Source organism: Sphingomonas sp. Leaf33, assembly GCF_001421785.1.
Classification (GTDB): domain Bacteria; phylum Pseudomonadota; class Alphaproteobacteria; order Sphingomonadales; family Sphingomonadaceae; genus Sphingomonas.
In genome coordinates, this window is sequence record NZ_LMLB01000010.1 from 78833 (window position 1) to 101815 (window position 22983).

At 67.9% G+C, this 22983-nt stretch carries 21 protein-coding genes; 9 read left to right on the plus strand and 12 right to left on the minus strand.

Annotation, left to right across the window (positions count from 1 at the left end):
• Positions 1 to 30 precede the first annotated feature (30 nt).
• The 3 genes from ASE86_RS12545 to ASE86_RS12555 are packed head-to-tail and all read right to left on the minus strand — an operon-like array spanning position 31 to position 1559.
• Positions 31 to 543 (minus strand): hypothetical protein, encoded by a 513-nt coding sequence (locus tag ASE86_RS12545; protein WP_156347161.1) that lies wholly within the window; start codon positions 541 to 543, stop codon positions 31 to 33.
• Positions 488 to 1351 carry an exosortase/archaeosortase family protein gene (locus tag ASE86_RS12550; protein WP_082441903.1) on the minus strand — a complete coding sequence of 288 codons (864 nt, stop codon included), beginning with the start codon at positions 1349 to 1351 and terminating at the stop codon, positions 488 to 490. The genes ASE86_RS12545 and ASE86_RS12550 overlap by 56 nt, the downstream gene beginning before the upstream one ends.
• Before the next feature lie 28 nt (positions 1352 to 1379).
• Positions 1380 to 1559 (minus strand): hypothetical protein, encoded by a 180-nt coding sequence (locus ASE86_RS12555; protein WP_056427462.1) that lies wholly within the window; start codon positions 1557 to 1559, stop codon positions 1380 to 1382.
• A gap of 121 nt (positions 1560 to 1680) precedes the next feature.
• Here ASE86_RS12555 and ASE86_RS12560 point away from each other — a divergent pair, with 121 nt between their 5' ends.
• The gene (locus ASE86_RS12560; RefSeq protein ID WP_082441904.1) at positions 1681 to 2493 is read left to right on the plus strand and encodes a sterol desaturase family protein; all 813 of its coding nucleotides are present in this window, start codon (positions 1681 to 1683) and stop codon (positions 2491 to 2493) included.
• Positions 2494 to 2599: 106 nt separating this feature from the next.
• Here the strand turns inward: ASE86_RS12560 and ASE86_RS12565 are convergent, their stop codons facing one another.
• From ASE86_RS12565 to ASE86_RS12575, 3 genes are all read right to left on the minus strand, one after another.
• A complete protein-coding gene (locus tag ASE86_RS12565) occupies positions 2600 to 4036 on the minus strand; it encodes an FAD-binding oxidoreductase (protein ID WP_056427467.1) in 1437 nt (478 codons plus the stop codon).
• An 86-nt stretch (positions 4037 to 4122) separates the two neighbouring features.
• Positions 4123 to 4677 (minus strand): hypothetical protein, encoded by a 555-nt coding sequence (locus ASE86_RS12570; protein ID WP_056427470.1) that lies wholly within the window; start codon positions 4675 to 4677, stop codon positions 4123 to 4125.
• A gap of 240 nt (positions 4678 to 4917) precedes the next feature.
• Positions 4918 to 5187 carry a WGR domain-containing protein gene (locus tag ASE86_RS12575; RefSeq protein ID WP_056427473.1) on the minus strand — a complete coding sequence of 90 codons (270 nt, stop codon included), beginning with the start codon at positions 5185 to 5187 and terminating at the stop codon, positions 4918 to 4920.
• 135 nt (positions 5188 to 5322) lie between these two features.
• On the opposite strand from ASE86_RS12575, the gene ASE86_RS12580 reads away from it, so the two are divergent.
• Complete coding sequence (locus tag ASE86_RS12580) at positions 5323 to 6414, plus strand: nucleotidyltransferase family protein (RefSeq protein WP_056427476.1); 1092 nt, start codon at positions 5323 to 5325, stop codon at positions 6412 to 6414.
• 6 nt (positions 6415 to 6420) lie between these two features.
• Here ASE86_RS12580 and ASE86_RS12585 read toward each other — a convergent pair whose 3' ends face one another.
• Positions 6421 to 6750 (minus strand): hypothetical protein, encoded by a 330-nt coding sequence (locus ASE86_RS12585; protein WP_056427479.1) that lies wholly within the window; start codon positions 6748 to 6750, stop codon positions 6421 to 6423.
• A gap of 306 nt (positions 6751 to 7056) precedes the next feature.
• On the opposite strand from ASE86_RS12585, the gene ASE86_RS12590 reads away from it, so the two are divergent.
• Together ASE86_RS12590 and ASE86_RS12595 are read left to right on the plus strand one after the other, a co-directional pair.
• Positions 7057 to 7992: a replication initiator protein A gene (locus tag ASE86_RS12590; RefSeq protein ID WP_056427482.1), complete on the plus strand. Its 936-nt coding sequence runs from the start codon at positions 7057 to 7059 to the stop codon at positions 7990 to 7992.
• 427 nt (positions 7993 to 8419) lie between these two features.
• Positions 8420 to 9265: a helix-turn-helix domain-containing protein gene (locus tag ASE86_RS12595; RefSeq protein ID WP_082441905.1), complete on the plus strand. Its 846-nt coding sequence runs from the start codon at positions 8420 to 8422 to the stop codon at positions 9263 to 9265.
• A 151-nt stretch (positions 9266 to 9416) separates the two neighbouring features.
• On the opposite strand, the gene ASE86_RS12600 is transcribed toward ASE86_RS12595, so the two are convergent.
• On the minus strand, positions 9417 to 9728 hold the full coding sequence (locus ASE86_RS12600; RefSeq protein ID WP_056427483.1) for a hypothetical protein: 312 nt from the start codon (positions 9726 to 9728) through the stop codon (positions 9417 to 9419).
• 265 nt (positions 9729 to 9993) lie between these two features.
• Here ASE86_RS12600 and ASE86_RS12605 point away from each other — a divergent pair, with 265 nt between their 5' ends.
• From ASE86_RS12605 to ASE86_RS12615, 3 genes are read left to right on the plus strand one after another with little or no spacing between them, the layout of a single operon-like run.
• Positions 9994 to 11673 carry a TolC family protein gene (locus ASE86_RS12605; RefSeq protein WP_056427486.1) on the plus strand — a complete coding sequence of 560 codons (1680 nt, stop codon included), beginning with the start codon at positions 9994 to 9996 and terminating at the stop codon, positions 11671 to 11673.
• Entirely contained in the window at positions 11670 to 13400 is a 1731-nt protein-coding gene (locus ASE86_RS12610) for a type I secretion system permease/ATPase (RefSeq protein WP_056427488.1), read from the plus strand. Before ASE86_RS12605 ends, ASE86_RS12610 begins: the two co-directional genes overlap by 4 nt.
• Positions 13401 to 13408: 8 nt before the next feature.
• On the plus strand, positions 13409 to 14710 hold the full coding sequence (locus tag ASE86_RS12615) for an HlyD family type I secretion periplasmic adaptor subunit (RefSeq protein ID WP_056427491.1): 1302 nt from the start codon (positions 13409 to 13411) through the stop codon (positions 14708 to 14710).
• A 200-nt stretch (positions 14711 to 14910) separates the two neighbouring features.
• On the opposite strand, the gene ASE86_RS12620 is transcribed toward ASE86_RS12615, so the two are convergent.
• The 4 genes from ASE86_RS12620 to ASE86_RS12635 form a co-directional block, all read right to left on the minus strand.
• Positions 14911 to 19527 (minus strand): Calx-beta domain-containing protein, encoded by a 4617-nt coding sequence (locus ASE86_RS12620; RefSeq protein WP_056427494.1) that lies wholly within the window; start codon positions 19525 to 19527, stop codon positions 14911 to 14913.
• A gap of 280 nt (positions 19528 to 19807) precedes the next feature.
• Entirely contained in the window at positions 19808 to 20677 is an 870-nt protein-coding gene (locus tag ASE86_RS12625; RefSeq protein ID WP_056427496.1) for an FkbM family methyltransferase, read from the minus strand.
• Between the two features lie 43 nt (positions 20678 to 20720).
• Positions 20721 to 21167, minus strand: coding sequence for a hypothetical protein (locus ASE86_RS12630; protein ID WP_056427499.1), 447 nt, complete (start codon positions 21165 to 21167; stop codon positions 20721 to 20723).
• Positions 21164 to 21679: a hypothetical protein gene (locus ASE86_RS12635; protein ID WP_056427502.1), complete on the minus strand. Its 516-nt coding sequence runs from the start codon at positions 21677 to 21679 to the stop codon at positions 21164 to 21166. Before ASE86_RS12635 ends, ASE86_RS12630 begins: the two co-directional genes overlap by 4 nt.
• Before the next feature lie 335 nt (positions 21680 to 22014).
• On the opposite strand from ASE86_RS12635, the gene ASE86_RS12640 reads away from it, so the two are divergent.
• Together ASE86_RS12640 and ASE86_RS12645 are read left to right on the plus strand one after the other, a co-directional pair.
• Positions 22015 to 22683 carry a ParA family protein gene (locus ASE86_RS12640; protein ID WP_056427505.1) on the plus strand — a complete coding sequence of 223 codons (669 nt, stop codon included), beginning with the start codon at positions 22015 to 22017 and terminating at the stop codon, positions 22681 to 22683.
• On the plus strand, positions 22676 to 22975 hold the full coding sequence (locus ASE86_RS12645; RefSeq protein ID WP_056427508.1) for a hypothetical protein: 300 nt from the start codon (positions 22676 to 22678) through the stop codon (positions 22973 to 22975). Before ASE86_RS12640 ends, ASE86_RS12645 begins: the two co-directional genes overlap by 8 nt.
• The last annotated feature ends 8 nt before the right edge of the window (positions 22976 to 22983 follow it).

Below are 22983 nucleotides of genomic sequence, written 5' to 3' on the forward strand. Positions count from 1 at the left end.
CGCGCATCCGGGCAACCAACGGATAGCATCCTATTGCAGTCGGATCGTCAGATCGGTCCATCGCACAGGCAACTCGCGGCATCCGCGCGAGACCGATACGGCGGTGATTCCCGGGACGTCGAAGACTATGCCCAGTCGGGCAAGCTCGCGCTGCACATAGAATATCGTCAGCGGCTTGATCTTGGGCGGATCGTTTCGCCAGCGACCTTCATACGCGTATTGCGTCGGACCGATACGGGCGCCCTTGCTCTCGATGCTGGCGCGCGAGAACCCATAGGGCGAGAACGGCCTGGCGCGCAGCACGCAGGGTCCGCGTGTCGCCAGGATCGAGTTCGCCATATACGGGCGTGTTGCAAATCCCTCGGACCGCAGGCCTGCGTCGAGGCCGCGGAGATAGGCGGCGGTCGTTTCCTGCGGTTCGGCACGATTCAGGGCGAATGCCTTGATGCCGAGCGTCGTCACGGCGATCGCGACGATGCACACCCCTTCACGAACGAAGCGCATGACCGAGGCCAATCCACAACGCGCCGACGACTGCGGCAAGGCCGATCCACCCGAACGCCGTGGCACCCAGGCCGACGTGCAAGGTGTCGAAATGGGCCGGGAAGCGCGCGATCGCGGTCAGCCTCAATATGTTGCTGGCGATCGCGGCGATCACCATCGCCAGCAGCGTCAGCCACGCCCGGCGCGTCAGCGCGATTGAATGGAACTGCGTCGCCGTGACCCACAGGACCATGGCGATCGATATGCCCTGGAGCGACGAGCAGCCGGGTGCGACGACGAAGGCGCCCGCCCCTTCTGCAAACGTCACCAGATTGTCGCTGCCACCGGTGCCCGCCACCTGACCGACCATCCAGCCATCCAGGCTCAACAGCACGCCGCTGCCCATCGACAGCAGCAATCGTCCCCAGAGCAGGCTGCCGGTTATGGCCATGTAGATGAGCGACGCGCGACGAAGCGCGTCCGAGGGCGCCGATGCGATCGCCCACAGGCACGCGACGCTGAGCGCGACCCCGCTCAGCGCAGGCGACGGCAGCACCATGGCGACCATCGTCGCGATGGCGAGCACCCAGTCGCCGCGTCGAACGTCGTCCCCGCGCCGAACGTCGTCCCCGACGTTCCCCGTGTCGCTATCCGACGCCGTCAGCAAAAGATGGAGACCGGCGATCCCGGCCAGCCACAGGACGGCGCTGATCCCCCACAGGTTGAGCGTCGCCGCCACCAGCCCCTCCGCCTGCACGGCTTGCAGGGCGATCGTGGCGGCGGAATTGATCGCAAGCGCCGGAAACAGGATCGCGAACAACTGCTCGCGCGTGCGGAGCAACCCGGTGGATCGTACTTGGCCGGTCATCCGGACTAACCGGGTATCCGCGTCTCGTTCAGCCGCGCTTGCTGCGACGGATGCGGCGGTACAGATAGGCCAGGCCGGCCGCTGCGGGGATCCCTGCGCCCAGAAGCGGGCCCGGCGTCGCAGGCTGAACGACGCCTGCCAGCGCGGGCGATGCCGCCGATGCGGTGATGATGATCGCCGTGGCGAGGAAAGACGAAGAGAGCCGCATGTAAAAACCCCTTTTCAACGTGACGGGCGCGATGCCTAAAGGCGTCATCTGGTTTTTGCCAACGGTTTGTGCTTTGCGCCAACGGGAGACGGCGTAGCGTGCGGGACGGGACTACCTCAGGATGACCGCAGACCAACTGGCTTCCTGGCTCGGCGCGCCGATGACATTCTGGTCATGCCTGTTCGCGATCCTCGTCGGCACCGCGGCCTGGGAACTCCTGGCGGAGGGGCCGAGCATGGTTTCGGCGGAGGCGGGCGATCGGCGGATGGTGACGAACGTTGCGCTCGGCATACTCTGGCTCGGCCTTTCGGCACTGGTTCCGACCACCGTGACGTCACTGGCCGCGATCGCGAAGGACCAGGGCATCGGCCTGTTCGCCGTCATCGGCCTGTCGGGATGGCCGGCGTTTCTGGGATCGCTCCTGGTCCTCGACGCCGGGCAATATGGCCTTCATCGGCTGTCGCATCGATGGCAATGGCTATGGCGGCTGCACCGCGTCCATCACAGCGACACCGCGCTCGATATCACGACGACGTTTCGACACCATCCGGGCGAGCTGCTGGTCGCGCTGGCGTGGATGTCGATGCTGGGCCTGGTGTTCGGGCTCTCGGCGTCCGCGGTCCCTGTCTACGCACTTGTCGTGCTGCTGCTCTCGGTCCCGCAGCATGCGGACGCTTCGCTGAATGATCGGACGGAAGCGTTCGTGTCGCGCTTCATCGCCACGCCGGGTCTGCACCGCGTGCATCACGGTGCGAACGTGCACGATACGGACACCAACTATGGTGAAGTCCTGATCGTGTGGGACTGGCTATTCCGAACCCTCAGGCATCACTCGCCAGTCCAGCGCCAAACGATGCGCGTCGGATTGGGACCCCATCACGACGTCGGCGCCGATAGTCTTATCAAGCAGCTGACGGGACCGCTGCTGCGCTAGGGTTCTACCGATCGTCTAGGTCGCAACGGCAGCGGGATATTGAACACGCCAAAGCCGGTCCGCCGAGAGGCCTTTGGCAAGCGATAGGATCGATCCGGCGCATCGGTCACGGCACCAGCTTCCCCGGATTGAACAACCCCGCCGGATCGAACGCGCGCTTGATCGCGGCCAGCGCGGCCAGGCGGGACGCTGGCCCCAGGCGCTGCAACTCGGCCAGTTTCATCTGGCCGATGCCGTGTTCCGCCGAGATCGATCCGCCGGCGACGACGACCTGGTCGTGGACGAAACGGGTGATGCCGGGTGCCTGCTCGGCGTACCAGCGGTCGCGCTCGGCGCCGGCGCCAGTTCCGGCAGGCGCGCGGACGTGGAAATGGACGTTGCCGTCGCCCAGATGGCCGAAGGCGGTGGCGTGGGTGCCGGGGAAGGCGGCTTCGGCCGCGCGCGCCGCGGCGATCATGAACTCGGGCATCCCCGCGACCGGGACCGAAACGTCGTGCTGCACCGCCGGGCCCGAGGCGCGCTCGGCTTCCGACAGGGAGTCGCGGATGCGCCAGAAGGCATCGGCCTGCGCTTCGCTCGCCGCGACCACGGCATCGTCGGCAAGGCCCCCCTCCAGCGCGTCGCCGAGCAGCCGTTCGAGGAGCGCCGCGGGGTTCTCCTCGGTCGGATCGGCGGTCACCGCCTCGATCAGCACGTGCCAGGGGTGCGTGCCCGTAACCGGGCTGCGCGTCGCCGGGATATGCTGGAGCACCAGCGCCAGGCTGTCGCCGGGGATGATCTCGAAGCTCTCGATCGTGCGCGTCGCCGCCTCCAGGCGCCGCAGCAGGGCGAGTGCGGTGTGCGGGCTGGGAAGCGCGACCCAGGCGACACCGCGCGCCGCGATCGCCGGTGCCAGGCGCAGAGTCGCCGCCGTAACCACGCCCAACGTGCCCTCCGCCCCGATCAGCAGGCCGTCGATGTCATAGCCGCGGTTGTCCTTCTTGAGCGGGGTCAGCCCGTCGTGGATCGATCCGTCGGGCAGCACCGCCTCGACGCCCGCGACCAGCGAGCGCATCGTTCCCCAGCGCAGCACCTGGGTGCCGCCGGCGTTGGTCGAGACGAGCCCGCCGATCGTCGCCGACCCGCGCGCGCCGAGCGTCAGCGGAAAGCGCTGCTCGCCGCGCTCGGCCGCATCGTGGAGGTCGGCCAGGATCACCCCCGCCTCCGCCACGATCAGCGCATCCTCGGGCGAATGCGACCGGATGCGGTTCATCCGCCGCAGCGACAGGATGAGGGCCGACCCGTCCGCCGGCGGCGTCGCCCCGCCGACCATGCTGGTGTTCCCCCCCTGCGGCACCAGCGCGACACCATGCTCGCGCGCGAGCGACACGATCGCGGCGACCTGATCGGTCGTCTCGGGCGACAGGATCGCGGGCGCATCGCCACGATACCGCCCCCGCCAGTCAGTCAGCCACGGCGCGATATCCTCGCGCACGGTGGTCGCGGCCTTCGTCCCGAACCGGGCGATCACGGTGTCGACGAGGCGGGTCTGGGCAGGGGGCATCGACGGGGGCCGCTAGCACGTGCGCCGAACGTGCGCCATGTCAGCGGGTATCGACAGGGCCAAGGCGGAGCGTCTGCTTTTGGCGGTTAGCTGCCGTTGCCCAAAGCCCGATTAAAAGCCGTGCGGGCCATGTCGGTGTCGAAGGGTGCAGCGTTTAGCTCGGGAAAGGTCCGCGCCTTGCGAGCTGCCTCGTTCAGCCGGGCGGCAGTTGCTCCAGCACGCCAACACGCCACGAGTGTTTCATCGTTCTGGGAAGGCACTTCGTGGCCTGCAAAGCCCGTATAGAAAGTCTGAAATACTCGGTCTCGAGCGGCGAAATAGCCGATGTCCGGCTCTAGACGTTCCACGGTGTCGTCGAGAAGCAACGCGTCGGTATCTGCGCCCATTCTATGAAGCCAGACCCGGGCGAGCATCAGTGCGTCGTCAACGCGCTTGTCACTGTTGGAGATGACCTCGACGGATGCGTTACCCTCTTCGTCCCAGATGGTAACCCAATCACGATCGACGTCAATTGAGTGTGGACGGCCGTCCGCGAGCCGAACAATCGCCTCACCCCCAACCGGAACTTCGAATTGGTCGCATTGCAGCTCCACGAATACCGTCAGGGGGCTGTCGCTCTTGTTGCGTATGGGTATCCGCATCGCGCCTTTCCATGCTCATCAAGCCGAGAGTGCCACCGTGACCGAGTGTCCACAATTGGGCGACAGCAGACGCTCGTTCGTCGGTTGTTAGGGCAATGTTGGAAAACGTCGCGTATAGGTCCGACGACGGCTCTTTCTCATCGCTGATTTTTTTGCTGCCCGCGTTGGCTTCGCACCGCTTCGTCGGCGGGTCGTCCGGACGAGAATTTGCGGTCGGCATAGTGTGACCGTCGTGTGACCTTAGAGCACAACCGGGCGATAGGCGACGCCCAGGCGCCGCGGGGCGGTGGTCCGGCGGGCAAGTTGCGCGCGGACGTGGCGCAGCGCCGCGGCGGGATCGGCGAAACTGTGGACGGTCGCGCGGCCTGCTGTCCCGATCCGGCCCCAGCGCCGCTCGACCAGGACATGGCCGAACAGGTCGGTCGAGGCGACCAGGCTCCAGCGGCGGCGGATGTTGCGGGAGCGATCGATCGCGACCAGGTCGATGGGGTCGAGCGGGAGCGTGTCCATGGCCGCGATTTTAAGCCGGCCGCGAGGACGCGTCTCACGACTTGTCTGAATCAGTGCGCCGGCGGTGAGTCAGCCGGTCGATGAACGGCGCGGCGCCTTGCGCGCGTAGCCGTCAGCGTCGATGCTGCACGCACGATGCCCCATGTCCCCTTCCCGACGCGCGACGCCGAGTTCGACCTGTGCGCCGCCTGTTGCCGCTGGCCGCAGGACGAGGCCGCGCTGGCGGTAGTGCGCGCGCGGGCGTCGGGCATCGACTGGACGCGGTTCCTGGCGATGGTCGCGCGGCACCGGGTCCACGGCCTCGCCCACCGTGCGCTTCGCGCCGCCGCCATCCCTGTCCCGGCCTCCGTCGAGACTGCTCTGGCCGGGCAGGCCCGGGCGATCGCCCTGCAGAACATCGCGATGGCGGCGGAGTATCTCGCGCTCGACGACGCGCTCGACGCGGCCGGGGTAGCGCGGCTGTTCGTCAAGGGGCTGACGCTTGCCAGGCTCGCGTACGGCGACATCGGGATCAAGACCAACCACGACATCGACATCCTGATCTCGCCCGTCGATCTGGAGGCGGCGGCGCGGGTGATCGAGGCGCGCGGGTATCGCATGGTCGTGCCGGCGAAGGATCGCGCGCGGATCGCCGCCTGGCACCGCTACAGCAAGGAATCCTCGTGGCGCCACGCGGCGAGCGGGCGGATGATCGACCTGCACACCGCGCTGACCGACAGCCCGCTCTCGCTGATGGGGGTAGGCGCCGACTCGCCGTCACGGCCGGTCGAAATCGCCGGCCCGCGCAGCGTCGCGACGCTCTGCGACGACGACCTGTACGCCTATCTGGCGGTGCACGGCGCCAGCAGTGGCTGGTCGCGGCTGAAGTGGATCGCCGATCTCGTCGCGCTGTTCGGCGCGGCCGACACCGCCACACTGCGGCGCCTGCACGCGCACGCAAGCGCGATCGGTGCCGCCCGCGCATCGGCGCTGGCGCTGCTGCTGGCCGACCGGATGTTCGGCCTGGCGATCGACGATGCCCTGCGTCGCGAGCTTGAGTGCGACCGTGCGGTGCCAGCGATGGTCGACCTATCGCTCGGCGTCATGCGCGGCGGCGCCACGATCCGCGACGTGACCGACACCCGCTTCGGCACCCTTCCCCTCCACCGCATCCACTTCGCGCTGCGGCCCGAATGGCGGTACAAGGCGGATGTCCTGCGCGGTCGGATCGGCGCGCGACTGTTCTGAGGCGCGTCAGCGAGCGACCCGGCGCCGCTCCCACCGCGCGGCCAGTACGATCGCCAGCGGCGGCAGCATGGTGATGGCGATGTCGATCAGCGCCGGGCCCGGCCCCCAGGGGTAGCTGTCGAGATAGTAGCGGGTGAAGTCGAGGACCTCGTTGATCATCTCGAGCACGAAGACGAGGATCAGCGGCAGCCACGAGCCGAGCGGGCGGCGCAGGAGCCACCCGAACCCCAGCGTCAGCAGCACGCCCAGCATCAGGTGATAGTCGTGGTGGCTGAACGGCAGCGTATCGGTCAGCCAGACCTTGAAGGACTCCCACGCGAGAGCGAGCTTGAACACGGGGGTTTCGTCCTTCCGGCGGAAGCGCCAGCGCGGGGCCCTACACGCTCGCCGGGGCGTGGCCAATGCCGGTGCCGAGCGCGCGATCGTGTCCGGAACCCCGGAAAACCGCCATTCCGGGCCCTCGCGCCACCGCAACGCGGCGATACGATGGTGGCCGGCAAATCCGGGGCCGCGGCGTACTAGCGGCTTCGGTTCGATCCGGATGATTTTATACCTGAAAGCACGAAGATTGCCGCCCCGGACGGCTTTTCCCACTGTGGCGTCGGCTTGGGGATGCACAAAGTTCGTGCTTTCGAGTAGGAAATGTCGGCCATGGCCACACCTCCCCCGTCCCCGCCCAAGAAGTCTTCGCGCAGCGTGCCCCAGCGCGACCTGTTCCAGCTCGACAGCCCGCTGACCGGCGAGATCCGCGGCGAACGCTCGCTGATGGCCTTCCCGTTCTTCGCGCTCAGCAAGAACGCGTGGATGAAGCCGCTGACCTACGACCATGCGACCGTCTCGATCGAGGTGCGCCCGTCGGCGAGCGGCGTCGCGACGATCTACGACAAGGAAATCGTGCTCTACATCGCCAGCCTGATGGCCGCGAAGGTCGAGGCGGGCGAGGATGTCGCGCAGGATTTCATCTTCACCGCGCACGACCTGTTCTCGGTCACCGGCAGCAACCAGTCGGCGCGGTCCTATTCGCGGCTGTCCGAGGCGCTGGAGCGGCTGCAGGGCACGCAGATCAAGACCAATATCGAAGCCGGCGGCGAGGGCGAGGAAGGCTTCTTCTCGTGGCTCAGCGAAGCGCGGCTGCACTATTCCAAGACGCGGACCGGCGAGCGGCGGCTAAAGGCGGTGAAGGTGCGGCTGTGCGACTGGCTGTACCGCGCGATCCTGCGCGACCGGCAGGTGCTCGACTATGCCGCGGCCTATTTCCAGCTGGGGCCGATCGAACGGCGGATCTACGAGGTCGCCAGATCGACCTGCGACGGCGAGCGGCTCGAGATCGATCTGGCGACCTTCCGCCTCCAGATCGGCTACCAGAACCCGCTGGCCAACTTCCGCTCGGCGCTCAAAGCCATCGCGCTCGCCAATTCGATCCCCGACTATACGATCGAGCTGATCGAGGGCGCGCCCGATGCCGAACCGTCGGTCGCCAAGCGCGGGCGCAAGGCGGGTGCGGTGACCGTCGTCATCCGCCCGAAACCGCATCTGCTGGCCGCTGACGAATCGATTGGCGAATCACCCGCGGCCTGATCGACCCCCCGAGTCGCGACTCGGGCGGGATTTGATATCCGAAAGCACGAAGTCGCGCGGCAATTGATATCCGATAGCACGAAGATTTCGCAGTATTGATATCCGATAGCACGAAGTTTTTCTGCATTTCATATCCGAAAGCACGAACTTCTTCGGCTTCCGTTGTTGGATATTAGCTGCAAAATTCGCCGCTTCGCGGGCGTCGTGCCTGCATCAAGCTAGTGGAGCGGCTGTGACCACATAAAGAAACGCCCGGCACGATGGCCGGGCATCCCTTGGGTGTTGGAGCGGCGTTTGGCGACGCCGATCCGAAGGTCTTGGTACGAGACCCTCCAGATACCCCGGAACCCTTGCCGGTTCAAGGATGCGCGTGTTTCGCGCCACGACTTTCTGCGTGCCTGTCCCAGCCCCCTCGAGGGGACGGAAGATGACGGTGTTTACCCTGGGCGAAGCGACCGCGCGGGCCCTGGCCGGCGTGGGGGTAGCCGGCGTGCGCCCGCTCCGCCCTGCCCGGCGCGGCGGCCTGCACCGCACGGGTGCGGCCGTGCGCCGCGACAGTATCGAGGCGGGGACGTTCGAGGAGATGTTCTTCGCGGTCCCGGCAAAGGGCGAATGCGACCATATGCTGCGCGTCGCGCGGGCAGCGCTGGATGCCGGCCGTCGCTTCGCGCGGATCGAGCGCAGCGGCGAGCGCGCGCTGAGTGCCGCCGAGCGCGCGCTGACCCGCCTGACCGCGAGTGCGGTGCGCATCTACGAGGAAGTCTGTATGCTCGCGCGGGTCAACCGCGGGCGGGTCTATCCGAGCTACGACCGGTTGGCGGCAGTGACGGGCCTCGGCCGTGCGACCGTCGCGCGCGCGCTCACCGCGCTGGAGGATACCGGCTTCCTGGTGCGCCAGCGCCGCTTCACCCGGATCGAGGGACAAGGCGCAGGCCCGCGCTACGCCCAGACCTCGAACGCCTATCGCCCCACCCTACCCCAGCGGCTGCTCGCGCTGTTGCCGCGCTGGATGCGCCCGGCCCCGGTTCCCTGCGACCAGGCGCAACGCGATGCCGACCAGGCCGCCGAGCTTGCCGGGATGAAGGCCACGCTCAGCGCGCGCGACCTGGCCGGCGTGACCGTCGGCGGCGCGCTCGGCCGGATGCTCGCCCGTCTGGGCGCCGCGATCGATGCGAAGGAGTGCGAGTCTCAGGACGATCCTCAACCGCATACCAAAGATATTGATAAAGCATGTGCTGACGCCGACCCAACCGGTCGGCGACGTTACGCGTGACCGCAGGACGCCAAAAATACTAAAGCAACAACCACCTCGAACAACAGCACGTTCAGGACGGCCCGGCTTCGCCGGTCCGATGCTCTCCGACGAGAGCAAGCGGGTCCTGCAGCCGGTTATCGCGAGCCGGACGGGTGGAGCAACGACGGGATCAGTCGGAGTGCGTGGGACCACCCCCGGCACGAGCGGCAACGACGTCGCCATAGGCTGCGCAAATCTTGCCGGTGGTGCCATCGGGCAATGCCTGGATACCGCAATAGTCGTGCTTGCCCATCGTCACGTCGCGCAGCACCAGGGTGCGACCGCCGTGCTCCTCGACGGTCAGATACCCATCGGGCCCGACCCGGACGAACGCGGTAGACAGGATGCGGCGGCCCACCGCCTGCGCATCGAGCGATCCGGCCGCAGGTGTCGTGGCCTCGGTTGTCGCAGCAGTGGGAATGCGCACGTCGGAGCTGGTCATGGCGATGTCCTGTGATGGAGGCGAACACGCCGTCACGACGGCGATCAGTGGCAATGGCAACGACAAACGCGGCACGTCGATCCTCCAGCGAACCTGGATCACGATGTCTATGGCACTTGCCCTGCCCTGTCACCGGCCGGCGCCATCTGCGCAATTCTCCTGAAAACGTAGCCTTCCGCGACGGTTGTCTTTGCGATAACGTCGAGATCCTCGGGGGAGGAAGGCGGGCATCGGCCTGCCGTCATACAGCCGGAACAGGATCGGCATGAGCCAATCAATACCCAGCGGCGGTACGGGTCGTGCCGGTCGCACCGTTTTCCTTGTCGGCCTGTCGATCGCTGCCGCCGCACCCGTGGCGGCCGGGCAAGTCGGCACGCCGTCGCCGGGCGCATCGCTGCCGTCCGGTTCCCTGGTCGTCGATCCGCAGCAGGGCGCGACGCCGCGACCCCTGCCCCCGGTCTCGACGCCTCTGCCGCCGTCCAGTCCGGAGCCGGTGACGTCGACCGCGACACCGCAAGGGCCGGTGCTGCCCGCACCGATCACCGTCGGCCCCACCCGCAGCGTGTCGGGCAGCGTGGCGCCCGCCGCGCCCCTGCCCTTCGTCCGTCGCCAGCGCGACGGGGCGCTGCCCATCCCGACCGGCGACCCGCTGCGCATCGATCCCACGAACGACCCCGTGCTGCGCCTGGCGCGCACGACGATCGCGCCCGAGCCGTTCAATGCCGCGATTGCGGACGCCGTCCGGCGCAATCCCGCGATCGACGAAGCGGCGGCCCAGGTCGAGGAGGCGGATGCCGCGCGCGACGAGGCGCAGGCCCGCCGCCTGCCGACGCTCGATGCGTCGGTGTCGAGCTTCCGCGTCATCAGCCGCGCGTTTTCCAACGATCCCGGCAACGTCCTCGAACGCTCGCGCCCGAACCGGCGTACCGATGGCCTGCTGCGCCTCCAGCAGCCGGTGCTCGACTGGGGATCGGGCCTGAGCCGGGTCCGCTCGGCGCGCGCCCGCCTGAACGCCGCCCGCGCGAATGTCGAGGATACGGGAACGCAGGTGGCGCTCCGCGCGATCTCGTCCTGGTACCAGGTCTATGGCTACCGCGTGCTGGTGCGCCTGGCCGAAAGCTTCACCGCCAACCAGCGCGACCTGCGCACCGCGCTTCAGGACCGCGTCCGCCAGGGTGCGGCCGCGCCGGCCGATGTCGCGCAGGTCGATGGCTATATCGCCTCGGCCGATGCGCAGACCGCCGATTTCCGCCGGCTGCTGGCCGGCGCCGAGGCGCAATATACCGCGCTGGTCGGGACGGCGCCGCCACCCGGCCTGGGTCGCGCGCCCGTCCCGCCGCTCGACGGCATTGGAGCAGGATCGATCGCTGGCGATGTCGATCAGTTGCCGGCGGTGCGCGGGGCGCGCCTGGCGGCGGAGGCTGCGCGCCTCGATGCCCGCGCGCTGAAGTCCGATCGCCTGCCGCAGGTGACCGCCGGCGTCGATGCCGGCCGCTACGGCGTGTTCGAAACCGCGCGCGACTATGACATCCGCGGTAACCTGACCATGTCGGTCCGCCTGGGCGGTGGTGCGGCCGAGCGCGTGCGCCAGGCCAAGGCCCGCGCCAACGGCGCCGATGCGCGGCTCAATCGCGCGCGGGTCGAGGCGACGCGCGATGCCGAGATCGCACTGGCCGACGTCACCGCGCTGGAGGCGGCACGCGAGGCGATCGAGGCGAATTACATCGCCAGTCGCCAGTCGCGCGACGTGCTGGTCGAACGCTTCCGCGTGTCGCGCGGGACGCTGGTCGACGTCGTCAATGCCGAGAGCAATTACTTTGCGATCGCCGCGCGCTACGTCCAGACCGTGATCGAGCTGGACAGCGCCCGCTACGCCCTTCTCGCCCGGACCGGCCGGTTGCTGCCGGCCCTCGATATCGCTCCTGCAACCCTGGATCCGCGATGAACACGTCCCACGATACGGTCGAGCACCCCCGCCCCCGCTTTGCGGCGTGGCTGATGGAGCCGATGCTGCGCAACAAGGCGATCTACATAAAGGTCGCGCTGGCCGCGGCGATGATCAACATCTTCGGCCTCATCACCTCGCTGTTCACCATGACGGTCTATGACCGCGTGGTTCCGAACAACGCCATCACCTCGCTGATCGCGCTGTCGATCGGGCTGCTGGTCGTCGTGGTGTTCGATTTCCTGCTACGCATCCTGCGCGCCTATTTCACCGACCTGGCCGGCGCCGACATCGACCATGACATCGGCGGGCGTGTGTTCCGCCGCCTGGTCGCGATCCGCCTGGACCAAAAGAAGGGATCGACCGGCGCGCTGACCGGAATGATGCGCGAGCTGGAGACGCTGCGCGACTTCTTTGCGTCCGCCACGATGACCGCGCTGGTCGATGTACCGTTCATCGTCGTGACGCTCGTCTTCATCGCCATCCTGGGCGGGCCGCTGGTCTGGGTGCCGCTGGCGGCGATCCCGATCGTCGTCGGCGCGGGCTGGCTGACGCGCCCCGCGCTCGACCGGCTGTCGGCGAAATCGATGAGCGAGGGCCTGTCCAAGCAGAGCGTGCTGGTCGAGACCGTCGGTGCACTCGAGATGGTCAAGACCAGCGGCGCCGACCGCCTGCTCGGCCGGCGCTGGAGCCAGGCCAATATCGCGCATGGCGACAGCTCGACCCGCCAGCGTCTGGTCTCGACCATCGCGACGACCGTCGCGGCATCGGCCAACACGCTGTCCTACGCCGGCACGGTCGTCGTCGGCGTGTTCCTGATCGCCGACCACCAGCTGACGACCGGCGCGCTGATCGCGTGTTCGATCCTGTCGGGCCGTGCGGTGCAGCCGCTCGCCACCATCGCTGCGCTCCTCTCACGCCTGTCGGCGACCCGCGTCGCGTACCGGCAGATCGATGCGATGATGTCGACGGGGTCGGAAGAGCCGGGAGCCGGTGCGTTGCGCCCTGCCCGCTTCGACGGCCGCATCGAATTTCGCGGTGTCGAATTCCGCTATCCCGGTGCCGCCGAAAAGGCGCTCGACGGGCTGAACCTGGTCATTCCGGCCGGCCAGCGCGTCGCGCTGCTCGGCAAGGTCGGATCGGGCAAGTCGACGATCGCGCGCCTGATCCTCGGGCTCTATCCGCCCCAGGAAGGGCTGGTGATGATCGACGGCACTGACATCCGCCAGTACGACCCCGCGGTCATGCGCGGGCTGATCGGCACCGCGCTCCAGGAACCGGTGTTGCTGTCGGGCAGTGTGCGCGAGAATATCGTGCTGGGTCGCGAACAGGTCGACGACGACGAGATGCTGCGCGTCGCCGAAGTGTCGGGCACGCATGACTTCATGGGCCGGATCGCCAACGGCTACGACCTGAAGCTGACCGATCGCGGCGAAGGCCTGTCGGGCGGGCAGCGCCAGGCGATCAGCCTCGCGCGCGCACTGGCCGGCAAGCCGCAGATCCTGGTGTTCGACGAACCGACCAGTTCGATGGATCAGGGCAGCGAAGCGCAGCTGATCGCCAAGCTGCAGGGCGAGCTGAAGGACCGTACCTTCGTGCTCATCACGCATCGCCCTGCCCTTGTCAGCCTGGTCGACCGCATCGTCGTGATCGAGAACGGCCGCGTCGTCCGCGATGGACCGCGCGACGCCGTGCTGCAAGACCTCCAACGCCCTCGAGCCGCCTGAGACCAGTGATGTCAGATACCCATCTCGAGGACCTCGCCGACCGCATCAAGCCCAAGGCGGTGAGCAACCTGCTGCTGTGGCTGATCCTCGGCTTCGTCGCCATCTTCATCCTGTGGGCAAGCCTGGTCGAGCTTGACCGGACGGTGCACGCGCCCGGCCGCGTCGTGCCGTCGAGCCGGTTGCAGGTGCTGAGCAATCTGGAGGGCGGCATCGTGTCCGAAATCCTGGTGCGCGCGGGCGACGTCGTGCGTCGCGGCCAGGCGCTGGTCCGGCTCGACCGTACGCAGGCCGGGTCCGAACTCGGCAGCTCGCAGGCGACGGTCGGGGCATTGTCGGCCAAGATCGCACGGTTGCAGGCCGAGATAGCGGGCCGCGAGCCCGTCTATCCCGCCGCCACGTCGCGCGAGATCGCCGAGCAGATCGGTATCGAGCGCTCGCTTCATGCCGCGCGGATGAGCGATCTGGCCAGCCTCAGCTCGGCCGGTGTCGCACGCGAAGCGCAGGCATCGCGCGCGGTCGCCGAGGCGCAGGCCGCGTACCAGTCGCGCGTATCGGCCCGCGACAGCGCGCGGCGCCAGCTCGAACTCATCCGCCCCCTCGTCCAGCGCGGGATCGAACCGCAGATGACGCTGATCCAGCTGGAAAACGCCGCTGCCGTCGCGACGACCGATGCGGCGCAGGCGTCGGCCGCCATCGCACGCGCGCAGGGTGCCGTCGCCGAAGCGCGTGCCAGCCTGTCGCAGGTGCGCGGCGCGTGGCGCGCGCAGGCCGGCACCGAACTGGCCGCGGCACAGGCCGAACTCGGTGCGCGGCGCCAGGCGATGCCCGCGCTGACCGCACGCCTCGGCCGCGCGACGATCACCGCCCCGGTTAACGGCCGCGTCAACCGCGTGCTCGTCTCGACCGTCGGCGCCAGCACCGCGCCGGGTCAGCCGATCGTCGAGGTCGTCCCCTCGGCCGACGCGCTGACGATCGAAGCGATGGTCGATCCCAAGGACATCGCCTCGGTCCGCATCGGCCAGCACGCGCGCGTCAACATCTCGGCTTATGAATCCGGGATCTACGGGGGCATGGACGGCCACGTCATCACCATCTCGCCCGACGCCACGGTCGACGAGCGCACCGGCACCAGCCACTACACCGTCCGCGTCCGCGCCGACGCGCAGAACTTCCGCGGGCCGAGCGGCCAGCGGCTCGTGATCGGCCCGGGCATGACCGCGGACGTCAACCTGATCGGCGACAAGCGCTCGGTCATGGCCTACATCCTGTCCCCCTTCACCCGCCTGCGCGAGAATGCGTTCCGGGAGTAAGGCGCGTTTCGAACAGGATTATCCGGTGAAGTAAATTACCGGATTTACACAAGAAAAGGGCGATGGACGCAACCGCGTTCATCGCCCCGTCTGTGTCTGGTACGGCACGCACTGTCCGCGACCGCTGACGTCCCCGGCTGCGGCTGAGTGGCGACGCCGGTCCACCGGGATCGCCCTGCGACGATCCCGGTGCAGCAGCATCACGCGATGACGGTGGCCAGCGTCGTCGGATCGTAGATCACGGGAACGTAGCGCAGACCGTCGGCATCCGCCCCGCCCATCAGGAAGACGGCCGGGTCGGGTGCGAAGCCGACATCGAAGACCGGCACGACAGGCGTCGGCGTGGTCCCGACCCCGATCGTGGGATTGAAGGCCACCATCGGGTTGCTGGTGGGTTCGGCGAGCTCGAAGAACTGCGGCACCTGGAACTGCGACGTGACATAGGTCACGCGCTCGATATTGGCGGGCGCGACGTAGTTGAGGATCGTCGTGAAGATCTCGTCGAAGCCTTCGCCGGCGTTCTCGACCACGACGTCGTCGAGGCTGTCGACGAAGAAGATGTCGTCCCCTGCCCCACCGATCAGCGTATCGGCACCGCCACGCCCGTGCAGCCGGTCGTTCCCGATCCCGCCGTCGAGGCGATCGTTGCCGAGCCCGCCCAGCAGCGTGTCGTCGCCGTCGCGGCCTTCGTACTGCACGCCGGCGGTGCCGTCGTCATACTCGGAATAGACCTTCAGATAGTCGTTGCCGGCCGATCCCAGCACGATGCTGCCGACACCGCCGTTGCCCGAGGCATGGCCTGCGACGCGTTCCATGCTGGTAAGGGCGAAGGTCGCATTGCCGGACTGCGCGGTGCCGACGGCCAGATCGACCGTGAAGCCGGTCCCGAGCCGCAGCGTATCGACTCCGGCCCCGCCATTGATCGAACTGGTCGTGGCGGCACCGGTCGAGCCCGTCACGAAGATATAGTCGTTGCCGCCGCCCGCATCGATCGTGTCATTGCCGCCGCGCCCGTCGATCGTGTCGTCGCCGTCGAAGCCGTTGATGACATCGTTGCCGGCGGTACCGGTCAGCGTCTCGGCGAAATTGCGCATGTCGATCGACGTCAGCACCGGATCATGGTCCGAAATGCGATTGGCGGCGGCGAAGCCCGAATTGATGTGGACGACATCGGTGGTCGCCGCTGCCGCCGTGCGCGCGTCCGCCAGGATATGGTCGATCGCCTGACTGCGCCCGTCGAAGGTGTAGGTGTAGCGTTCGGCTTCGCTGAGCGACAGCGCCAGGTTGACCAGCCTCGCCCCGTCGTTGCGCGCGGTGCCGTCGGCGAAGACGTAGCCGGTCGCGGTTTCGAGCGGGCGGTAGAAGTAGAAATCGTTGTAGTCGCCGCCCGACAGTACGTGGGCCGACCCGTTGCGCGTCTGGATGTAGTTCAGCAGCGAATAGATGTCCTCGCCGATGTTCGAGCGCTGCACCCAGTCGGCGTTGACCGGCGTGCCGTTCTGCGGGTTGATCTGGCTGGCGTCCCAGAACGTGCCCGACCCGCCCTTCGACGGCAGGTGGTTGGCGAGCGCGAACACGGTGTTGCCGTTGAAGCTGAACTGGCCGAGCAGCGACAGCCGCGTCGTCGTATAGTCGGCGGTGTTGATGCCCGAGACCATGTTGTCCGAATACGCGATCAGGTCGCCTGCATCGCGGACGTTGTCGCCCAGGCGATCGACGTATTTGCGGCGTTCCTCGATCGGCGCATCGGCGGCCAGGTTGCCGAGCTGGACGCGGCCGGTGTCGTAGAGGAAGCCGACGCGGATGTTGCCGTTGGGCTCGCCGCCCTCGGCATTGTACACCGGAGCCTGGTCGACCCATTGATAGACCCGGCCGGTCGCGGCGTTGACCGCGGCGACCAGGCGCGTCCAGGTCGTCGTCGCGTCGGTCCCGGTCGAGGAAATGCCGTCGCCGGCCGCTGCCCCGTTGTTGTCTTGGATTTCCTCGATCGACAGGATCGCAGGTGCGTTGAGGTTGGTCGCCACCACCGTCGCGATCGCATCGAACCGCGTCTGCGCGGCGTTGCCGGCCAGGTTCTCGACGTTGAAGGTCGCAAAGGTCAGCGCGCGATCGTTGGCCGCGATCGTCGTCACTTCCTTGGTCAGCGTCGTGTCGGTGAAGGTCCCGACCGCGGTCGGGATCAGCTTCATGTCGGTGAAGTTCCACTCGACGATGCCGGTGATGTCGCCCAGGCGGTCGCCCATCGACAGCAGCCCGTTCGACACATAGCCGGGCGCACCGACCGCGAAGTCGGAGAAGTCGAGCTCGAGGATATCGGGATTGATGTCGCCATCGGTCACGCCGCGGCCGCCGGCGATGACGTCGTCGGTCGTCGACGAGGTGTCGGGCGGCGACAGCACAGGGTCGCCCGCGATGGTGTAGCCGCCGCGGCTGTTGATCTGTTCCGGGTTTGCCGAGACACCCGAATAGACCTTGAAATTCGTGCCCCCGCCCTGGACGGCGGTGAAGCCGTCCGCGACGCGCACGTCTGGCACGGTGACCAGCATCCCCTCGATCGTCTCGAAGAACGACATCGCGTAGTTGGTCGCATCGAAGCTGTCGCCGGCGTCATCGACCGAATCGGTGAAGACGGGCGCGACGCCGGTCAGCAGCGCGTTCGGGATCTTGTGCGCGGCATCCAGCGTCAGGATCGGCAGGGGCTGGCCGGTGGCGCCGAGCTGGACGGTCGGATTGACCAGCACGGTCAGCGGCCCGTTGGTGTTGAACGGGCGATATTCCATGACGTTGGCAGTGACGGTCACGACCGTTCCGACGGCCAGGCCCGCGATCGACGACACCGCGCTGCCCAGGTTCGAATCGTTGCGCGTCATTACGAAGATGCCCTCCGACGTGAAGTCGTTGGCATCCCAGTCGGAATTTTCCTCGGTAATGTAGAAGCCCTGGCGCGCACCGACCCCGTCGATCGCGGTGACGACCGCGCGGACGGTGACGGTGAAGGCGGTCGCGTTCGTCGTCAGGCTGGCACCGGTGCCGAAGCCGGTGATCCCGGCACCCGCGACGATCGGCGAGAAATAGCTGGTGCCCTGGATCGCCGAGATGAGCGTCAGCGGCGTATCGTCGTCGGTGATCGTGCCCACGCCCTGCGCATCGGCGATGATCGCATCGTTGGTCGCATTGGTCAGGTTGACGAACAGCGTCTCGTTCGGCTCGATCGTGGTATCGCCGTTGATCTGGACGGTCACGGTCCTGGTCATCTCGCCGGTCGCGAAATTGATCGTGCCGCCGGTCGCGGCATAATCGCCGCCGGCCACGCTCGCGGTCCCATCGGCGGTCGCGTAATCGACCGAGAAGGCGCCGGTGCCGCCCGAACGGGTGACCGTGAAGGTCATCGTCGTGGTGCCGGCATTGCCCTCCGCCACGAAGACGTCGTTGATCGCGACCTGGATCGGGGCGCCGTCGTCGTTGGCGATCGTGCCGGTCGCCGCGGCCGTGGTGACCGAGCCTGCGCTCGGCGTGCCCAGCGTCACGCGGAAATTCTCGTTCAGCTCGGGCGTCGCATCGGCGTTAACGCGAACGATCGCCTGCGCGGTCGTCTGGCCGTCGACGAAGCTGACGGTCCCGGTCAGCGCGGCGAAATCGGCGGCGTTGGCGGCGTTGGTCAGCCCCGCGAAGTCGACCGTGAAGGGAATCGTCACCGCACCGGCCGTGCCGCCCGATCGTGTCACGGTGAAGCTGAAGTCGGTCGTTCCGCCGCCCGTCCCCTCGTTCGCGGCCGCCAGGTCGGCGATCGCGAAACTGCCTGCCCCGCCGACCGCAGCGGTCGCCGTCAGCGAGAAATTGTCGATGCCAAGGCCATCGTCGTTGCCCGTCACGTTCAGATCGACCCAGCGAATCCAGAAGGTCGCCCCGTTGGCGATCGCCAGGCCGGACAGCGTGGTCGACAGGTTGGTCTGGTTCGCCGCCAGATTGCCGTCCTTCGCACCGATGGCGGTGCCGGCGGCACTGGTGACGGCGTAGTCGAGCGCGTTGACGTCCTGCCACGTGCCCGTCGTCAGGCTGGTCGCATCGAAGCTGATCTGGAAATCCAGGCGATCCTCGCGCCCGGTCGCACCGACACGGTAGAGCTCGCCGGTGTAGGACATGGCGAGCGACGTGATCGTGCCGCCGGTGCTGTTGGCGAAGGCCGCGCCGAAGGTCGAGATCTGCGCGTTGGAGGCAAGGCTGCCGAGCGCGCGATCGGTCGGCGCGCCGGTGGTCCCGAAATTATAGGTGTCGCCGGTCGTGCTGCTGCCCGTGCCGGCCGAATAGGTCGTGTTCGGCCCGGTTCCGGCCTCGACCGCGGCCCATCCGGGCAACAGGAACGCCAGATCGCTCGGACCGGTCGCATCCTGGACGATGCTGCCGCCCGAATTACTGGCGAGCGCGTTGAAGTTCTGCGTGTATGTCAGCGTCGACGACGTGATCGTGTTCGCCAGGTCGATCCGGCCGGCCGGAACCGCCGCGGCGGGCACCGCGACGAGCGCAGGGACATCGCCGGTATCGACATCGACCCACGCCGGGACATTCACGCCGGGCAAGATCGTCGTGTCTGCCGCGATCGCCGTCGCAGCGGGCAGCTGGCCGAGTGCGCGGTCGGCGGCGCCGCCCGACCCGTAGGCGTACCGGTCGCCGACGCTCGAGACCGCGCCGTTCCAGAACGACCATTGCAGATCACCGGCTGCATACGGGGTGTTTGCGTCCGAACCGAAGCTGTCCGCCATCCTGGTGCCGAAGGATGTGCCATAGGTCAGGCCCGTCGCCTTGATCACGTTCGCCATATCGATTTTCCCCCGAAGTTCCAGAACCGGCCGCTCATCCATCACGCCCAGGCGAGCGGATGCGCTGTGTCGAGCCGGCGATCCCGCAAAACACCCGCCGCGCTACGGTGCGTCCGCGACAGTTTCATGTCACCTGCGCAGAATCTACCGGGCATCGGATTTTTCTGTGGGTATCTCGGCCCGGATGTACGGTGGCGGTCGCCCGCCCTGCTTCCCGGCCCGCTCCCCCCGCTCCTGCCCCGAAGCGGTGCGGCGCCCTGCCCCGCCCTGCCGCAGCGCATCAGATGACGATCAGGTTCTCGCCGGAGATCAGCACTTCCCGTCCCTTGCCGAACAGCGCGGCCTGCAATGCCTGGCTGGTGCCGGCGCCGGGCAGCATCCAGTCATGCGGCTCGACGATGATCGCCGCCGCCTGCTCCACCCAGGCGATGTTGCGGTCGAACAGGTCGCTTTCGAAGCCTTCGATATCGACCTTGACGATGAACGGCCGGCCCTGAGGAACGGCGGCGACCAGGTCGGGCACGGTGACGACCGCGATGCCCCCCTCCCCGCCTGTGTCGCGGTGCGTCCGGGCGGCCCAGCCCTGGTTCTCCACCGTCCGCAGGCCGACCGTGCCCGGGGCGGCGCCGATCGCCGCCTCCACCAGTCGTGCGTGCGGGAGGGCCGCCAGGTTCAGCCGGGCGATGGCGGCGTTCGCGGGCTCGGGTTCGACCGCGACGATCGCCGCGTCGGGAAAGACCGACGCGAACCACAGGCTGGCCGCGCCGATGTTGGCGCCGGCATCGATGATGACGGGCCGCCGACCGCGCGCGAGATGCGCGGCATAGATGGCGCGCAGGCGATCCATCTGCGCCAGGCCGGCAAGATCATATTCGCGATCGACCAGGACCTGCCGGATCGCCAGCAGGTCGGTGTCCTGCCGGCGAAGATGCACCGGGCCGAAGCGGGTCGCGAGCACCGCGACGCCTCCGCGCCGAACGTCATGGGCGCTGCGCATCTCCTCCGGGTCGCAACCGAGCGCCGCGGCATCGTCGGCGATCCGGCGCTCCCGCGCGGCGCGGCGCGCGCGCACGACGCCCAGCGGCCTGCCCGATCGAAAGGCCTGCCGGACCGAGCCGAGTTCGCGGCGGAGGCGACGCAGGAAACTCATCGTCCCCCTCCCCACAGGCCCCGCCACCGCGCCCCCGCCACGCCTATCGCCGCCACACGCAGAGCGTCACTCCGTCGCCCAGGAAGCAGGCACCTCGCCGACGCAGGGTCCAGGGCCGGCCGCCGTGGACGTCCGGGATACGCTCGTTGCCATAGCCCGACCATCCGCCGTCGTCGGGCGTGACCTGCGCCCACCAGGCCCGCGAATAGGTCAGCGCCGACGCACCCCGATCGACCGTGTCGCGTCCACCATAGACCTGGCGGGGTCCGTCGATGTCGATCGAGCCGTCGCGCGCGATCCGGTAGAAGCATTGCCCCGCGATCCGCGTGACGCCATCGACGACGTAGAGGCAGCGGCCTTGGCGGTAGCCTGCGGGCAGTTTTGCCGCGCCGCGCGCCGCCGCGCCATCCCCGCCCGCCGCGACGAGCGCGGCGGCCGCGGTGATCGCGGCGGGTGCGACGAACCGTGCCGGGCGCGTGGTGCCTGTCATGGCGCGCGGTGGTAGGCTGCCAGTGCAGCCTTGACCTCGGGCACACCGACGACGGCATCGTAGAACGCCAGCACGGGCGCATCGTCCTTGTTCGGGCAACCGTTCGTTAAGGCGATCTCGACCCGCTGCCGCCCGGTGGTCCAGAAGATCGACGCACCGCCGCCATCGGTGACTTGCAACGTGCACGGCAGGCCGCGGTGGCGGATGTCGGCCGCGCGGGTCGCCAGCGTCTCGAAGGCGACCGGATCGAAGCGGAACCCCGAAAATTCCTCCAGCCCCGTTTCGCCGTTCCGCACAAGCGCGCCCCACCCCGTCCGGCGAAGAACCACGCCGGCCGGACACGCCGGCCCGAAACATGTCCCGGGTCCGATGCCCAGCGTGTCGATCATCGCGGGGTGGGATCGCAGCGTCACGAACCCGCGCGGGGTTCGCACCGCCTGCCCCCCGGCGATCCCGGCGACACCGGACAGGCCGAGCACGAGAGCCGCCAGGAGTGCGTGGATGGTCCGCATCACCGCCACGATGCGCGATCCCGAGGGGCACCGCAATCGGTGGACGGGGAAGTTCGGAAGATACTCCGCGGATCGGTCGGCAAGACCCACGGGCGAGATTCCCCGGAGCGGGCCTGACGGCTGTTCCGTCAAAACCGGTAACCGAGATTATCGGATATTTGACGTATCCGGTTTGTAACAAACCGGATATATGTTGTAATCAGGTTACTACCCGATAAGGACTAAAATCCGATAGGGTAAATGTGTATATCCGGTCTAACCGAATTGCAAATTATACCGGGTTGAACCAGGTAAATACGTATACCGGATATATACCGGAAAATGGAGAGCGAGGAATGCCGACGATCGCGATCGCATCACCCAAGGGCGGTGCGGGAAAGAGTACCACCGCCGTCATCCTCGGCACCGAGATCGCGCGCGCCGGCGTGTCGGTGACGATGCTCGACTGCGACCCCAACCGGTCGCTGTCATTGTGGGCGTCGCGCGGGACGGTGCCCGAGCGGATACAGGTGTTCGGCGACATTTCCGAATCCGACATCATCAAGACGATCAAGCAGCACGACCGCGACGGCCAGATCGTGATCGTCGACCTGGAGGGCGTCGCGTCGCGGCTGATGTCGCGCGCGATCTCGCAGGCCGACCTGGTGGTGACGCCGATGCGCGCGACGACGCTCGACGCGATGGTCGGCGCGCGCACGATCGCGCTGATCCAGGAGGAGGAGGAAGCGCTGGGTCGCGAGATTCCGTTCTCGATCGTCTTCACGATGACCAAGGCGGTGCGATCGAAGCAGCATTCGGGCATCTACGCGTCGCTCCGCGAACAGGGCGTCGACATCATCGAGCCCGAGTTGATGGAGCGGGCGGCGTTCGCCAGCTTCTTCGAATTCGGCGGCGATCTCGCCTCGATGCCCGCGCAAGGGAATATCGCGAATGCGCAGGACAATGCCGCGCGTTTCGCGCAGGCCGTGATGAACCGCTTGCTGAAGGGGCTGGCCCGTGACTGACAAACCCGCCTTCGCCATCGACCTGGCCAGCCTGAAGTCGCGCCAGAAGGACGTGCCGCAGAGCCGCATCGCCGAGGCCGACACGGTCGCCGAACGCCACGGCTTCATCGCCCGCGAACCCGGCCGCCGCCCGGGCCGCCGCCCGAGCCCGCGCACCGGCCAGGTGCACGCCAAGGTGTACCCGGACGTGTCCGCCGACATCGCCGACGAAGCCGCCCGCCGCGGCGTGACGCAGGGCGTGCTGATCGAGGAAGCGTGGAAACTGTACCGCGCGGCGAACCCGGCGGAGTAGGGGGGGGG

Excerpts from the sequence above, each read along its gene's own strand:
- ASE86_RS12555 (WP_056427462.1), bottom strand. The coding sequence starts at position 1,559 with ATGCGGCTCTCTTCGTCTTTCCTCGCCACGGCGATCATCATCACCGCA.
- ASE86_RS12640 (WP_056427505.1), top strand. The coding sequence starts at position 22,015 with ATGCCGACGATCGCGATCGCATCACCCAAGGGCGGTGCGGGAAAGAGT.
- ASE86_RS12615 (WP_056427491.1), top strand. The coding sequence starts at position 13,409 with ATGTCAGATACCCATCTCGAGGACCTCGCCGACCGCATCAAGCCCAAG.
- ASE86_RS12565 (WP_056427467.1), bottom strand. The coding sequence starts at position 4,036 with ATGCCCCCTGCCCAGACCCGCCTCGTCGACACCGTGATCGCCCGGTTC.
- ASE86_RS12620 (WP_056427494.1), bottom strand. The coding sequence starts at position 19,527 with ATGGCGAACGTGATCAAGGCGACGGGCCTGACCTATGGCACATCCTTC.
- ASE86_RS12595 (WP_082441905.1), top strand. The coding sequence starts at position 8,420 with ATGACGGTGTTTACCCTGGGCGAAGCGACCGCGCGGGCCCTGGCCGGC.
- ASE86_RS12600 (WP_056427483.1), bottom strand. The coding sequence starts at position 9,728 with ATGACCAGCTCCGACGTGCGCATTCCCACTGCTGCGACAACCGAGGCC.
- ASE86_RS12575 (WP_056427473.1), bottom strand. The coding sequence starts at position 5,187 with ATGGACACGCTCCCGCTCGACCCCATCGACCTGGTCGCGATCGATCGC.
- ASE86_RS12570 (WP_056427470.1), bottom strand. The coding sequence starts at position 4,677 with ATGCGGATACCCATACGCAACAAGAGCGACAGCCCCCTGACGGTATTC.
- ASE86_RS12630 (WP_056427499.1), bottom strand. The coding sequence starts at position 21,167 with ATGACAGGCACCACGCGCCCGGCACGGTTCGTCGCACCCGCCGCGATC.
- ASE86_RS12550 (WP_082441903.1), bottom strand. The coding sequence starts at position 1,351 with ATGACCGGCCAAGTACGATCCACCGGGTTGCTCCGCACGCGCGAGCAG.
- ASE86_RS12635 (WP_056427502.1), bottom strand. The coding sequence starts at position 21,679 with ATGCGGACCATCCACGCACTCCTGGCGGCTCTCGTGCTCGGCCTGTCC.
- ASE86_RS12560 (WP_082441904.1), top strand. The coding sequence starts at position 1,681 with ATGACCGCAGACCAACTGGCTTCCTGGCTCGGCGCGCCGATGACATTC.
- ASE86_RS12625 (WP_056427496.1), bottom strand. The coding sequence starts at position 20,677 with ATGAGTTTCCTGCGTCGCCTCCGCCGCGAACTCGGCTCGGTCCGGCAG.
- ASE86_RS12580 (WP_056427476.1), top strand. The coding sequence starts at position 5,323 with ATGCCCCATGTCCCCTTCCCGACGCGCGACGCCGAGTTCGACCTGTGC.
- ASE86_RS12590 (WP_056427482.1), top strand. The coding sequence starts at position 7,057 with ATGTCGGCCATGGCCACACCTCCCCCGTCCCCGCCCAAGAAGTCTTCG.
- ASE86_RS12605 (WP_056427486.1), top strand. The coding sequence starts at position 9,994 with ATGAGCCAATCAATACCCAGCGGCGGTACGGGTCGTGCCGGTCGCACC.
- ASE86_RS12610 (WP_056427488.1), top strand. The coding sequence starts at position 11,670 with ATGAACACGTCCCACGATACGGTCGAGCACCCCCGCCCCCGCTTTGCG.